At 58.3% G+C, this 12,847-nt stretch carries 16 protein-coding genes; 8 read left to right on the forward strand and 8 right to left on the reverse strand.

Annotation, left to right across the window (positions count from 1 at the left end):
* Nucleotides 1–12 precede the first annotated feature (12 nt).
* On the forward strand, nt 13–654 hold the full coding sequence (locus DTA24_RS10865; protein ID WP_002911423.1) for a bifunctional 4-hydroxy-2-oxoglutarate aldolase/2-dehydro-3-deoxy-phosphogluconate aldolase: 642 nt from the start codon (nt 13–15) through the stop codon (nt 652–654).
* A 56-nt stretch (nt 655–710) separates the two neighbouring features.
* Here the strand turns inward: DTA24_RS10865 and purT are convergent, their stop codons facing one another.
* Nucleotides 711–1,889, reverse strand: a complete 1,179-nt coding sequence (purT, locus tag DTA24_RS10870) for a formate-dependent phosphoribosylglycinamide formyltransferase (RefSeq protein ID WP_012541255.1) — start codon at nt 1,887–1,889, stop codon at nt 711–713.
* A 135-nt stretch (nt 1,890–2,024) separates the two neighbouring features.
* On the opposite strand from purT, the gene DTA24_RS10875 reads away from it, so the two are divergent.
* The 3 genes from DTA24_RS10875 (at nt 2,025) to ptrB (ending at nt 5,357) form a co-directional block, all read left to right on the forward strand.
* The gene (locus DTA24_RS10875) at nt 2,025–2,372 is read left to right on the forward strand and encodes a YebG family protein (protein ID WP_048964808.1); all 348 of its coding nucleotides are present in this window, start codon (nt 2,025–2,027) and stop codon (nt 2,370–2,372) included.
* A gap of 141 nt (nt 2,373–2,513) precedes the next feature.
* The gene (locus DTA24_RS10880) at nt 2,514–3,176 is read left to right on the forward strand and encodes a tellurite resistance TerB family protein (protein WP_048964807.1); all 663 of its coding nucleotides are present in this window, start codon (nt 2,514–2,516) and stop codon (nt 3,174–3,176) included.
* Nucleotides 3,177–3,296: 120 nt separating this feature from the next.
* Entirely contained in the window at nt 3,297–5,357 is a 2,061-nt protein-coding gene (gene ptrB / locus DTA24_RS10885; protein WP_032746815.1) for an oligopeptidase B, read from the forward strand.
* Between the two features lie 3 nt (nt 5,358–5,360).
* Here ptrB and exoX read toward each other — a convergent pair whose 3' ends face one another.
* Both exoX and DTA24_RS10895 read right to left on the reverse strand, forming a co-directional pair.
* Nucleotides 5,361–6,020 carry an exodeoxyribonuclease X gene (exoX, locus tag DTA24_RS10890; RefSeq protein ID WP_012541259.1) on the reverse strand — a complete coding sequence of 220 codons (660 nt, stop codon included), beginning with the start codon at nt 6,018–6,020 and terminating at the stop codon, nt 5,361–5,363.
* A gap of 78 nt (nt 6,021–6,098) precedes the next feature.
* Complete coding sequence (locus DTA24_RS10895; protein WP_012541260.1) at nt 6,099–6,329, reverse strand: DNA polymerase III subunit theta; 231 nt, start codon at nt 6,327–6,329, stop codon at nt 6,099–6,101.
* A gap of 113 nt (nt 6,330–6,442) precedes the next feature.
* Here DTA24_RS10895 and yobA point away from each other — a divergent pair, with 113 nt between their 5' ends.
* The 3 genes from yobA to DTA24_RS10910 are packed head-to-tail and all read left to right on the forward strand — an operon-like array spanning nt 6,443 to nt 8,045.
* A complete protein-coding gene (gene yobA, locus DTA24_RS10900) occupies nt 6,443–6,817 on the forward strand; it encodes a CopC domain-containing protein YobA (protein WP_016161388.1) in 375 nt (124 codons plus the stop codon).
* 3 nt (nt 6,818–6,820) lie between these two features.
* A complete protein-coding gene (gene copD, locus DTA24_RS10905) occupies nt 6,821–7,690 on the forward strand; it encodes a copper homeostasis membrane protein CopD (RefSeq protein WP_012541262.1) in 870 nt (289 codons plus the stop codon).
* Nucleotides 7,691–7,706: 16 nt separating this feature from the next.
* Nucleotides 7,707–8,045: a YebY family protein gene (locus tag DTA24_RS10910; protein WP_008804271.1), complete on the forward strand. Its 339-nt coding sequence runs from the start codon at nt 7,707–7,709 to the stop codon at nt 8,043–8,045.
* Nucleotides 8,046–8,689: 644 nt separating this feature from the next.
* Here the strand turns inward: DTA24_RS10910 and DTA24_RS28080 are convergent.
* Together DTA24_RS28080 and DTA24_RS10920 are read right to left on the reverse strand one after the other, a co-directional pair.
* Nucleotides 8,690–8,833: an Ecr family regulatory small membrane protein gene (locus DTA24_RS28080; RefSeq protein WP_048268691.1), complete on the reverse strand. Its 144-nt coding sequence runs from the start codon at nt 8,831–8,833 to the stop codon at nt 8,690–8,692.
* A 103-nt stretch (nt 8,834–8,936) separates the two neighbouring features.
* Nucleotides 8,937–9,905 carry a VirK/YbjX family protein gene (locus tag DTA24_RS10920; RefSeq protein ID WP_162493241.1) on the reverse strand — a complete coding sequence of 323 codons (969 nt, stop codon included), beginning with the start codon at nt 9,903–9,905 and terminating at the stop codon, nt 8,937–8,939.
* Nucleotides 9,906–10,061: 156 nt separating this feature from the next.
* Between DTA24_RS10920 and pphA the strand changes: the two genes are divergently transcribed.
* A complete protein-coding gene (gene pphA, locus DTA24_RS10925; protein ID WP_022066249.1) occupies nt 10,062–10,715 on the forward strand; it encodes a protein-serine/threonine phosphatase in 654 nt (217 codons plus the stop codon).
* Here the strand turns inward: pphA and DTA24_RS10930 are convergent.
* The 3 genes from DTA24_RS10930 to rsmF form a co-directional block, all read right to left on the reverse strand.
* On the reverse strand, nt 10,712–10,903 hold the full coding sequence (locus tag DTA24_RS10930; RefSeq protein ID WP_002911395.1) for a YebW family protein: 192 nt from the start codon (nt 10,901–10,903) through the stop codon (nt 10,712–10,714). The two genes, pphA and DTA24_RS10930, sit on opposite strands and share 4 nt — an antisense overlap.
* 97 nt (nt 10,904–11,000) lie before the next feature.
* Nucleotides 11,001–11,240 (reverse strand): YebV family protein, encoded by a 240-nt coding sequence (locus tag DTA24_RS10935; RefSeq protein WP_002911393.1) that lies wholly within the window; start codon nt 11,238–11,240, stop codon nt 11,001–11,003.
* Between the two features lie 115 nt (nt 11,241–11,355).
* Nucleotides 11,356–12,789, reverse strand: coding sequence for a 16S rRNA (cytosine(1407)-C(5))-methyltransferase RsmF (gene rsmF / locus DTA24_RS10940; RefSeq protein WP_008804274.1), 1,434 nt, complete (start codon nt 12,787–12,789; stop codon nt 11,356–11,358).
* Between the last annotated feature and the right edge of the window lie 58 nt (nt 12,790–12,847).

Below are 12,847 nucleotides of genomic sequence, written 5' to 3' on the forward strand. Positions count from 1 at the left end.
GAGAAAATCCTGATGAAAAACTGGAAAACAACAGCAGAAGCAATCCTCACCTCCGGTCCGGTTGTCCCGGTTATCGTGGTGAAAAAGCTGGAGCATGCGGTACCGATGGCGAAAGCGCTGGTCGCGGGCGGCGTGCGCGTGCTGGAAGTCACCCTGCGCACCGAGTGCGCCCTGGAAGCGATCCGCGCGATTGCTAAAGAAGTGCCGGACGCGATTGTCGGCGCGGGCACGGTCACCAACGTCGAGCAACTGAAAGCGGTAACGGAAGCTGGCGCGCAGTTCGCTATCAGCCCGGGACTGACCGAATCCCTGCTGAAAGCGGCGACCGAAGACGGCACCATTCCGCTGATCCCGGGGATCAGCACGGTTTCCGAGCTGATGCTGGGTATGCAGTATGGTCTGAAAGAGTTTAAATTCTTCCCGGCGGAAGCCAACGGCGGCGTGAAAGCCCTGCAGGCGATTGCTGGTCCGTTCGGCCACATTCGTTTCTGCCCGACCGGCGGTATTTCTCCGGCCAACTACCGTGACTACCTGGCGCTGAATAGCGTGCTGTGCATCGGCGGTTCCTGGCTGGTGCCAGCCGACGCGCTGGAGGCCGGCGACTACGATCGCATCACCACCCTGGCGCGTGAAGCGGTGGAAGGCGCGAAGTAAACCGCGCCTCAGGGTCGACAACCCGGTCAGCGGCAACGCGACCGGGTTTTTTGTCTTTAGCCTTCGACGATGACCGCCGCGGCGGCGGTTTTAGCCCGCGCTACGGCCTCTTCAACCGAATCGGCAACGGCGAGGGTCACCCCCAGGCGGCGGGTACCGTCAATCTCGGGCTTGCCGAACAGTCGCAGCTGCAGGCCAGCCCCGACGGCCGATTGCAGCTGGCCAAAGCTGACGTTCTGACTGGTCAGCTGCGGAAGGATCACTGCGGAAGCGGCCGGACCATACTGGCGGATAGCGCCGACGGGCAGTCCAAGAAAGGCACGAACGTGCAGGGCGAATTCCGAGAGATCCTGCGAGATCAGCGTTACCATGCCGGTGTCGTGTGGGCGCGGGGAAACTTCGCTGAAGATCACCTCGTCGCCGCATACGAACAGTTCCACGCCAAACAGGCCATGACCCCCCAGCGCCAGCACTACCTTGCGGGCGATGGCCTGGGCACGTTCGAGGGCCAGGTCGCTCATCTGCTGCGGTTGCCAGGACTCACGGTAATCGCCGTCTTCCTGGCGATGGCCAACCGGGGCGCAGAAATGCACGCCGTCGACGGCGCTGACGGTGAGCAGGGTGATTTCGAAATCGAAATTCACCACCCCCTCGACGATCACCCGCCCGGCGCCGGCGCGGCCGCCCTGCTGCGCATAGCGCCAGGCTTCGCTGAGCTGGTCAGCCGAGCGGATAAAGCTCTGACCTTTGCCGGAGGAGCTCATCACTGGTTTGACGATGCACGGCAAACCGATGTCGGTGACCGCCGCGCGGAAGCCTTCTTCGCTGTCGGCAAAGCGATAGCTGGAGGTGGGGAGCTGCAGCTCTTCTGCCGCCAGGCGGCGAATGCCTTCGCGGTTCATGGTGAGCTTAGCCGCCCGCGCCGTGGGGACTACTTTCTGCCCGGCCTGTTCCAGTTCAACCAGGGTATCGGTAGCAATAGCTTCGATCTCCGGCACGATGTAATCGGGTTTTTCCTGTTCAATCAGAGCGCGCAGGCTCTCGCCATGCAGCATATTGATGACATGGGCGCGGTGGGCGACCTGCATCGCCGGGGCATCGGGGTAGCGGTCGACGGCGATAGTTTCAATGCCCAGACGCTGACATTCAATAGCGACTTCTTTGCCCAGCTCGCCGGAACCTAACAGCATTACTTTGGTGGCTGCCGGGCGCAGCGCGGTGCCTAATACAGTCATAACTCTCTTCCGCAGTAAAAAAAGATGCCGCCGATTATAAACGAAAACGTTTGCGTCTGTCTTTACGCGCGTGAGTTGAGTCCGGAGAGGAAATTTGTTATACTGTATAAAAATACAGTACTGAGAGGCTGCAGCATGGCGGTTGAAATTAAATATGTTGTGATCCGCGAAGGTGAGGAAAAAATGTCTTTTGCCAGCAAAAAAGAGGCCGACGCTTACGACAAAATGCTCGATCTGGCAGAGGTGCTGAATGACTGGCTGGTGGCATCGCCGCTGGAGATGGATGACGCCCAGCGTGACACCATGGCGATGTGGCTGGCAGAGCGAAAAGAGGCGCTGCAGCATATCCTGCGCGTCGGCCGATTGCCGGAGCAGGATGCGTCCGCGCACGACTCACCCGCGCCGTCGGCGGCAGAAGAGGCTTCTTCAGCGGAAGACGCCGCGGCGCCAGCGACCAAAGCGCGTAAGGCGAAAGTGGCCTGACTGGCGGCAGCGAGCTATGGCCTGGCTGGGCAGGGATTTGTCTGCCGCGCCCACCTTTGCGCATCTTTAGCCAGATCTAACATTTCCTGACATCGCGTCGTTTAGGCTGATAGCAGTGTTTTATCACCTGAGAGGAAAACCATGGCTAACTGGCTTAATCAACTGCAGTCGCTGCTCGGGCAGCAGGGCGCGTCATCGACAGGCGAGTCGTCAAAAGGGAGCGCACTGCTGCCCGGCGCGATTGGCGGGCTGGCCGGGTTGCTGGTGGCCAGTAAATCCTCACGCAAACTGCTGGCGAAGTACGGCACCAGTGCGCTGCTGGCTGGCGGTGGGGCGGTGGCGGGTACGGTGTTATGGAACAAGTATCAGCAGAAGATGCGCGCTCAAAACGCGCCTGTCCCCGAGGCGAACACGCCGGCTGCCGTGCCGGCGGACGTTGATCCGCGCAGCGTGCGACTGATCACCGCGCTGGTTTTTGCCGCCAGGAGCGATGGTCATATAGATGACCACGAACGGGCTAATATTGAAGCCCAGCTGCGGGCGACCAATATCGACGTTCAGGCCCGGGTGCTGATCGACCAGGCGCTGGCCCAACCGCTGGATCCTCAGCGTCTGGCGGAGGGCATCGTTGATCCGCAGGAGGCACTGGAGATCTACTACGTCAGCTGCGCGGTCATTGATATCGACCACTTTATGGAACGCAGCTATCTGAACGCGCTGGGAGACGCTTTGTCACTGCCAAAGGATGTCCGGGCCGATATAGAACAGGATATCCAGTCACAAAAACAAGCGCTAAGCGTCTAAATTATCACGTTTCGCTTGCATCGCCCGCGTCTTTTGCCACCCTTATAGACACGTCATCATTCAGGCGCCGCCGTGTGACCTGAATGCTCTTGTGTCACGATAAAGCAGCAGAAGAACAACATGCCACCTAAAGCCAAACGGATCCCTCACGCCATGACCTTGCATGGCGATACACGCATCGATAACTATTACTGGCTGCGCGACGATGAGCGCGCGCGACCTGACGTGCTGGAGTACCTGCACGCGGAGAACGCCTATGGCAAGCGGGTGATGGATTCGCAGCTCAGCCTGCAGGAACGTCTGCTGAAAGAAATTATCGACCGCATTCCGCAACGGGAAGTCTCCGCCCCTTACAGTAAAAATGGTTTTCGCTACCGTCAGGTTTACGAGCCGGGCTGTGAATACGCCATCTATCAGCGCCAGTCGGTGCTCAAAGAGGAGTGGGACGAGTGGGAGATCCTGCTCGACGGCAACCAGCGGGCGGCGAAGAGTGAGTTCTACACCCTTGGCGGACTGGGCGTCGCGCCGAATAACCAATTGATGGCGGTGGCGGAGGATTATCTTTCCCGCCGCCAGTATGGCCTGCGCTTCTGCAACCTTAGCAGCGGTGAGTGGTACCCGGAGATCCTGGAAAATGTCACCTCCGGCTTTGCCTGGAGCAATGATTCCCGCTTTGTGTGGTACGTGCGTAAACATCCCACCACGCTGCTGCCTTATCAGGTCTGGCGCCACACGGTGGGTACCGCGGCGCAGAGTGATGTGCTGGTTTATGAAGAAAAAGATGAGACCTTCTACGTCAGCGTACATAAGACCACTTCCCAGCAGTTCGTGGTGATTTATCTCTCCAGCGCCACCACCAGTGAAGCATTACTGCTCAACGCCGAACTGCCTGACGCCGAGCCGGTCTGCTTCCTGCCGCGGCGGAAAGATCACGAATACAGCCTCGATCACTATCAGCACGCGTTCTATCTGCGATCCAACCGCGAGGGGAAGAATTTTGGCCTCTACCGTACTGTGCTGCGCGATGAAGATCAGTGGACCACGCTGATCCCGCCGCGTCACGACGTGATGCTCGAAGGATTTACCCTGTTTACTGACTGGCTGGTCGTCGAGGAGCGCCAGCGCGGCCTGACCAGCCTGCGGCAAATTAACCGCAAGACCCGGGAGGTGGTAGGGATCGCCTTTGACGATCCGGCCTATGTCACCTGGCTTGCCTATAATCCGGAGCCCGAAACGTCGCGCCTGCGCTACGGGTATTCCTCCATGACCACGCCAGATACCCTGTTTGAACTGGACATGGATACCGGCGAGCGGCGGGTTATCAAGCAGCAGGAGGTGAAGGGGCTGGACACGAGCTGGTACCAGAGCGAACACCTGTGGGTGACCGCCCGCGATGGCGTCGAGGTTCCGGTATCGCTGGTCTACCATCGCGAACATTTCCGCAAAGGGAGCAATCCGCTGCTGGTCTATGGCTACGGCTCATATGGCGAGAGTATCGATGCCGATTTCAGCGCCAGCCGGCTGAGTCTGCTCAACCGCGGCTTTGTCTACGCCATCGCCCATGTCCGCGGCGGGGGTGAGCTGGGGCAGCAGTGGTATGAGGACGGCAAATTTCTGAGTAAGAAAAATACCTTCAACGACTATCTGGACGTCTGTGACGCGCTGCTGGCCCAGGGGTACGGCGATCCGCAGCTCTGCTATGGCATGGGGGGCAGCGCCGGCGGGATGCTGATGGGCGTGGCCGTTAACGAACGTCCTGAGCTGTTTCATGGCGTGATAGCCCAGGTGCCGTTCGTCGATGTGGTGACCACCATGCTGGACGAATCTATTCCACTGACCACCGGGGAATTTGAAGAGTGGGGGAATCCACAGGATGAAACCTATTACCACTACATGAAAAGCTACAGCCCCTACGACGGCGTCCGGGCGCAGGCTTATCCGCATATGCTGGTCACCACCGGACTGCACGATTCCCAGGTGCAATACTGGGAGCCGGCGAAATGGGTGGCCAAACTGCGGGAACTGAAAACCGACGATAACCTGCTGCTGCTCTGTACCGATATGGATTCCGGCCATGGCGGCAAATCCGGGCGCTTTAAAAGCTATGAAGGGGTGGCCCTGGAGTATGCCTTTTTCATTGCCCTGGCGCAGGGGACACTGCCGGGAAAAGCGGCTGTGTGACGACTATTCCCCGAGGTAGTGTTTGAGGGTCAGACGCAGTTCGGGGCTCATCCGGTCGAGATTGTTGAATAACCAGCGCAGGTAGCCGGGGTCGTTTTCAGCAATTTCGGCCACCGCTTTACCCCGGTATTTGCCGAAGGTAAAGGTGGTGAGCAGCGCCGGGCGGCCGGTGATATCGGCCATTTCGTCAGGCGTCCAGCCGGAAACGTTGATGATATCCAGCAGCAGCGCGGCGGTGATATAGCAGTCATACAGCGCGCGGTGGTGATGCAGCCCCGGCGGGGTCGCCACATTCAGCTTACGTGATTTATATAACCCCATATTGCTGTATTTGATCCCCGGCCACAGGCGGCGGGCCAGCTTCATGGTACAAATCCACTCGCCGCTCATCTCCGGTAACACCCGGCGGTCAAAGCTGGCGTTGTGCGCGACATACCAGGGGCTGCCAAGATAATACGGAATAATCTCTTCAATCCACGGCTTATCGGCGACCATCTCTTCCGTTATACGGTGGATAGCCATCGCCTGCGGCGTGATGGGCCGATCAGGACGCACCAGATGGCTCATCGGGTTAGTGATTCGCCCGTCGACAATATCGACCGAGGCGATTTCGACGATGCCCCCCTGCAGGCCGCAGGTTTCGGTATCAATGACGCGCAGCATGGCTCGCTCCAGAGCAAAACAACAAGCGTAAAGGAATTGGGTGGTCTTGCCAACCGATGGGGAGCTGGCGGGCGCGCATTATTTCTGCTTCGGCTCCCAGGGCAGTCGGGAAAGCGAGACAGAGGCCAGCCGATGGGCGATCAGTCGTTCGCGGAACCAGTCGCGCAGATGGGCGGGCTGCTCACGCTCGACCAAATCAGCGACCACCGGCATGTTGTATCGCTCCTTAAAGGCGACGCCGGCGGCGGCGAGATCGACGTTGACCTTATCCATCTCAGCTTGCGAAATTTTGGCCAGATTTCTTTCCATTATTAACTCCAGTGTGCTGGTAAACCCGGTCGAGGCGCTGACGCTTAGCTCGACTCTGCCATTATACAGGGTTATTCTCTGTCCTACAGACATAACAAAAGGGAATGACGAATATGCGACTCCTCGCTGGACGCGCGTTGCGCCTCTCCGTTGCGTTTGCCGGTATGTTAACCGCGGCAGGCGCCTTCGCCCATGCTCACCTGCAACAGCAGATCCCCGCCGCGGGTGCCCAACTGACCGCGCCCCCTCAGACGCTGACGCTCAGTTTCTCAGAAGGGATCGAACCGGCCTTCAGCGGCGTGACCGTCACCGGTCCGCAGCAGCACGCGGTAGCCGCCGGTAAACTGACCCGCAGCGCTGACAACCCCGCTCAGGTCACCTTACCCCTGGCGGAAACGTTGCCTCCGGGGGAGTACACCGTAGCATGGCATGTGGTCTCGGTTGACGGCCATAAAACCAAAGGGCAATACACTTTTAGCGTGAAGTGATCGATGTTGACCGGGCTCTATATCACGCTGCGTTTTGGGCACTTTATCACCCTGATGTTGGCTTTTGGCTGCGTGCTGTATGGCGCCTGGTGGGCGCCGGTACCGCTGAGGCGCGTGCTGATGCACCGCTTTTATCCGCTATTACGCCCCCTGATGTTGATTGGCGCGCTCTCAACCGTGGCGCTGTATCTGCTGCAGGGGGGGATAATGGGCGACGGCTGGGCGGATGTCTGGCAGCCCGCCGTTTGGCAGGCGGTAGCGGGTACCCGCTTCGGCGGGGTGTGGATCTGGCAGATCCTGCTGGCGTTGACTGCTCTCGCCGTGGTGTGGATCCGCCCCCATCACGGCGCCAGGCAACTGATGGCCCTGCTGGCGGCCCAGCTGCTGCTTTCCGCCGGGGTTGGGCATGCTGCTATGCACGATGGCTTACTCGGCGCCCTGCAGCGGACTAATCATGCCGTCCACCTCTTCTGCGTCGCCAGCTGGTTCGGCGGCCTGTTGCCCTTCATCTACTGCCTGCGTCTGGCGCAGGGGCGCTGGCGTCAGGCTGCGGTCTATACCATGGCGCGCTTTTCGCGTTATGGACATCTGGCGGTGGCCGGCACCCTTGCCAGCGGCGTGGTCAATGCGCTGTTGATCCAGGGGGCGGTGATCGGAACCTCGCCCTGGGGACGCATGCTGTTGATCAAATGTGCGCTGGTCGCCGGGATGGTGGTAATTGCCTTAGTGAACAGGTATGTTCTGGTACCGCGCATGTCGGCAAGCGGTTCGCGGGCGGAAAGCCTGATCCTGCGAACCACGCAGGCTGAGATAGGGCTGGGCGCGCTGGCGCTGCTGGCCGTCAGTCTGTTTGCCACCTGGGAACCTTATTGAATTAACTGGCAAAATCATGAAAAAAATTGTTCTGACCATGTTGTTACTGGCAAGCTCCGGGGCTGCTCTGGCGGCGCCGCAAATTATCACCGTGAGCCGCTTTGAAGTGGGGAAGGAGAGTTGGGCGTTCAACCGTGAAGAGGTGATGTTGACCTGCCGTCCGGGTAACGCGCTTTACGCCATCAACCCGAGTACGCTGGTCCAGTATCCGCTCAATGACGTCGCGGAACAGCAGGTTAAAGCCGGCAAGACGACCGCGCAGCCGATCTCGGTGATCCAGATCGACGATCCGCAGCACCCGGGACAAAAAATGAGCCTTGCGCCATTTATCGAGCGAGCGCAGAAGCTCTGCTAGCGTTCCGCGTTATCTTACTGTAATAGAATAAAAAAAACCGCCCTTGCCGGATAACGGCAGTGGCGGTTTTTTACTGGCTGACAGCCGTTTCCCAGGAATTATACGACCACATTGGCCACGGACTGGAAAAGCTGACGCGTTAAACTATTCTTATAGTGCAAGGCGACTTAGCCTGCATTAATGCCAACTTTTAGCGCACGGCTCTCTCCCAAGAGCCATTTCCCTGGACCGAATACAGGAATCGTATTCGGTCTCTTTTTATCGGTAACCTTCTGCTTTCGCAATAGCCAGCGACATCATGTCAGTCAAACCCCAGGCTGGCCTCTGGATGTCCCGTTATAGCACACCGTTTTTAGCATACACAATCCATTTACACACAAATCGCATCCTGAGGAAGGGGGGCGTCGGGAAGGAGAGATCTGAAGCTGGGGTGGAAAGAGAAAAGAAAAAACCTGCACCTAACCAGGCCCGGCGTGCAGGTTAACTGGCGGGCCAACATCGGAAGCCTGCTAGTATACACATTTGTATGACAAATAAAATAAGCAAAGTCTAATAGGTTTGGCAATTCATGCGATTAGCTATCAATGAACGACCGTATCGCTAAAAATAATAAGCGAATGCGCCGCTATTTACAGCGGCTAAAATTATTCAGGGACGCTAAAGGTGGGATATATTTTACTTTCGAGATAGCAGAGCAAAAGCCAAATTTCATCGCTAAAAATAAACCATACGCAGCCCAGCAGAATGACCGCAAGAAGAATCAGCAGGAAAATTTCGGTTTTACTCATCATGCCAACCACTATCCAATGGCGCCAGGGGCCATGATAGTAGCGAAATAACGACCGAATAAGCAAACGCCGCGTGTCAGCGCGGCGCTATCCGCAGCGAAATTTACGCACCATGGCGCGGTTGCGTCAGGATGTCCACCTGCTCAGCCAGCTGATCCAGCAGCTGGAACCGACGCCGGTATTCGGCCCGTTTTTTGCTGGCGATACTCTCCAGTGATTTTCGTTCCAGACGCTGCGGCAGCCGCCAGCGCCATGCGCTTTCCGGCTTACCATCGATGGACTGCCAGAACTCGTCGTAGCTGGCGTGGAAATGGCGGCCCTTGCTCAGACGATAGCGCAGGGCACGGAACACATGGCCGTTATCGCTGACGCCATAAATCGACTCGATAGCGCTGCGAGCGGCCAGCAGCCAAATGAACTCCAGCAGCAGGCGCTTCGGGAACAGGCCGAAGCAGGCGCGAGTGGCCTGCTTAATCACCTCATGGGAAACGTGGCGCCGTGGCCCCTGCAGGCCGCCGATGACAAGTTGCCAGGCTTCACCGTCCCAGGTCACGCTAAAGGTTGCGCTGGCCAACAGGGTGTGATCGCCGTCGCGTAGCCATAATGTGGTTTCGCCCTCGCGCTCAGCCTTCCCGGCTGAGGAGGCGGAGAGAGTGAACGGGCTGTCGTCTTTTCCGTTCAGCGTCAGCAGCGGGACCTCGCTCACCGCGGTCATGGCATGCGCCAGCAGCGACCCTTGCAGGGTATCGATGTAGCGATAATGACTTATCACCGCCATCGCCCGCTGCCAGGCGTTAAGATCGCGCGTCAGGTACTGACGGTGCACTTTTCCCGGCAAGGTCGCCTGCGCGGTCAGAAGCTGATTAAAATCGTCACGGGCGCTAAGCGACTCAAGCATTGCTTTGGTGGGGCTATAAAATAACGCCGTACGCAGCAGAAATTTAAGGCGAAAATTTTTCTGCCGCCAGATAGGTGCAGGTATTAGTCTGCCCATCACCAGATCGGCAATAAGATGCGAGCGCGGCGCAAGCACGCTGGTTGAATGCAGGCTATTGTCTGTCACGATAAACACCTCGTTGTTATTTCCTCCTATTTTAAAGCGAGCTTCTGATAAGCTTAATCCTCTGGCCGACTATATTTCCCGTTTGTTTAAAATCGATTGAGGTGTAAATAAAAATCACCGGGGATTCGGCGCAATTACCTATAATTACAGCAGAGAGGTAATTATATGTATCAACGTATTAATGGTAGCGACTGGCGTAATATCTGGCTGATGGGCGATCTGCATGGTTGCTTTGCGCTACTGATGGACCGCCTGCGTCAGCTGCGCTTTGATCCCTGGGCCGATCTGCTCATTTCCGTGGGCGATCTGATCGATCGCGGACCGCAGAGCGCTGACTGCCTCGGCCTGCTGCGCTGCCGCTGGTTCAGGGCCGTTCGGGGGAATCATGAACAGATGGCGCTGGAGGCGCTGGAGAGCGGGGATATGGCACTCTGGCAGATGAATGGCGGCGACTGGTATGGCCGGGGCACCGCGCAGCAGCGGGCCGAAGCCGACCGGCTGTTAGCGCGTTGTCAGCGGCTACCGTTGATTATTGAAGTTGGGTGTGCAGATGCCCGGCATGTGATCGCCCATGCCGATTATCCGGCGCCAGTCTATCGCTGGCAGCAGCCGGTGGATCCCCAGCGGGTGTTATGGAGCCGTCATCGCCTGAGCGAACATCTGGCGGGACGTCATGGCGCCATCGCCGGAGCAGACCATTTCTGGTTTGGCCATACGCCGCTTCGCACGCCTTATGAACGCGATAATCAACACTATATTGATACGGGCGCCGTGTTTGGCGGAACGCTGACGCTGGTGGCGCTACAATCGGCAGGTTAAAAATCGCTGTATTCGCTGGCGGGTTGCCAGAAGCCATCAATAAAATCTTCTATCGGATAGCAGCCGCCGTGGCGGATCCGCTGATCCTCCATCGCCACTAAGCACTGCGTTTCCTCGCGGTAGACGTCAACCACAATGTCCTCGCAGCCGCCATCCAGATAGCAAATAAACAACACCAAGGCAAACATCCTGGCCTCATGCTCGGGTTCACATACTCTTTAGTGTAGGGGATGACGGCGGGACGGGGAAATAAATAACCCGTCTCAGGCGACGGGTTCATTTGAGTCAGGCAAGGCGCATGACCCAGGCATCAGACTGGCGGTCGTAATGTTTACGGTAGAGCACGGAATGTTCGCCATTGAGAATAGCGGGCACGCTGGTATCGGCATCCCAGGCGTCAAGCTGCATACATAAATCTGGATCGGATTTGCAGGGAATACTTAACGTTCGCTCTCCCTGATGTTCACCGTGCAGTTCGGCATCGTCTATCTCAAACGCGCCGATGCGGACATTGGTTTTACTCATCGCTTCACCCCATTTTTCAGCTGAGTTGTGGTACGACCAGTTGAGGCCATCATTTTTCAGCGTAGTCAATGGGGTGAAAACCGCCAGTCAAAAAGTGCGCGTTTTTTGCGCGGCGTCACACCTTGCCGGCAAAAAGTTTCCCATCGCGCACCAGTTCGCGCGGGTAGCTATTCTTCAGACGGGAGCCGACGCGCTTGGCCAGACCCAGCGGGACACCCTGGAAGGTCACGATGGCCTCATCCTGCTGCGGCGCGGTCTGCGGATAGACGTCGCGTCCGCGATACCATTCCTCCGCTTCCTCCTGGGTCAGCTCGAAGGCGCGCTGCGGCGCGGCAAAGGCGATAACCGCCTCATGCTGCCAGCGGTACCCCTTATTGTGCACCTCTGCCAGGCGTACGCCGATGCGTGAAAAACGCACCTGACCAAACAGGGGCTCCATAGCCTGCGGGAACAGCCACAGCTCTTTATCCCGCTGCCACAGCGTATGACCTGCGTCCCACACCAGGCCAACAGCGCTGGCGGCGGCAGTTACCGCGGCGGCCTCCCGGCTCTTCAGCGGCGTAAACGGGAATTTGCCGACCTTATAGCCTGGCGCCGGGAGCGGATCGATCGCCGCGGTCTTGCGCAGGCGAGCGACAAAGAAGCCTTCGCAATCGTAGATCTGCGGGAATACGTGCAAAAATCCTTCTGCGGTTAAGGCATCGGCCGCGCCGGAAAACAGATCTCCCAGCGGCAGGATCTCCACCGCCTGCGGATAACGGGACAGTAACCACTGAACAACCGACTGGTTTTCCTCGCGATTCAGGGTACAGGTCGAATACACCAACGTCCCGCCAGGACGCAGGGCATGGAAGGCGCTGTCGATAAGTTCGCGCTGGGTGGCGGCAATGTCGAGGTTGCTCTCCGGCGACCAGTTTTTCAGTGCGTCAGCATCTTTACGCACTACGCCTTCGCCCGAACAGGGGGCATCAAGCAGGATGGCATCGAAAGCTTCGGGTAGCGCCGCGCCGAAAACCCGGCCGTCGAAGTGAGTCAGGGCGACGTTACTGATGCCGCAGCGGCTAATGTTGGCATGCAGCACCTTCACCCGGCTGGCGGAGAACTCATTGGCCAGAATGCCGCCCGCGTTACCCATTCGGGCGGCAATCTGGGTGGTCTTAGACCCCGGCGCGGCGGCAACATCCATCACCCGTTCAGGCTGCGGGTTATCGGCGAACAGAGCGGCGACCGGCAGCATCGAGCTTGCCTCCTGAATATAGAACAGCCCGCTGAGATGTTCGGCGGTGCTGCCCAGCGGCAGGGCATCGTCGCCGTCCCGTTCGATCCAGAATCCCTCTTCACACCAGGGGACCGGCGTCAGCTGCCAGCCATACGGGGCGACCAGAGAGAGAAAATCGGCCACACTGATTTTCAGCGTGTTGACGCGAATACTGCGGCGTAGCGGGCGCTGGCAGGCGGCGATAAAGTCGTCGAAAGAGAGATGCGCGGGCATTGCCGCACGCATTTGAGCGAGAAACGCTTCAGGGAAATAGACAGTATTTTCAGCCACAGGCAGCGCACCACAGAAAAAAAGGGTGCGCAGTTTAGCACAAACGCCCCGGTGCAGG

Source organism: Klebsiella sp. P1CD1, assembly GCF_003790505.1.
GTDB classification, from domain to species: domain Bacteria; phylum Pseudomonadota; class Gammaproteobacteria; order Enterobacterales; family Enterobacteriaceae; genus Klebsiella; species Klebsiella variicola.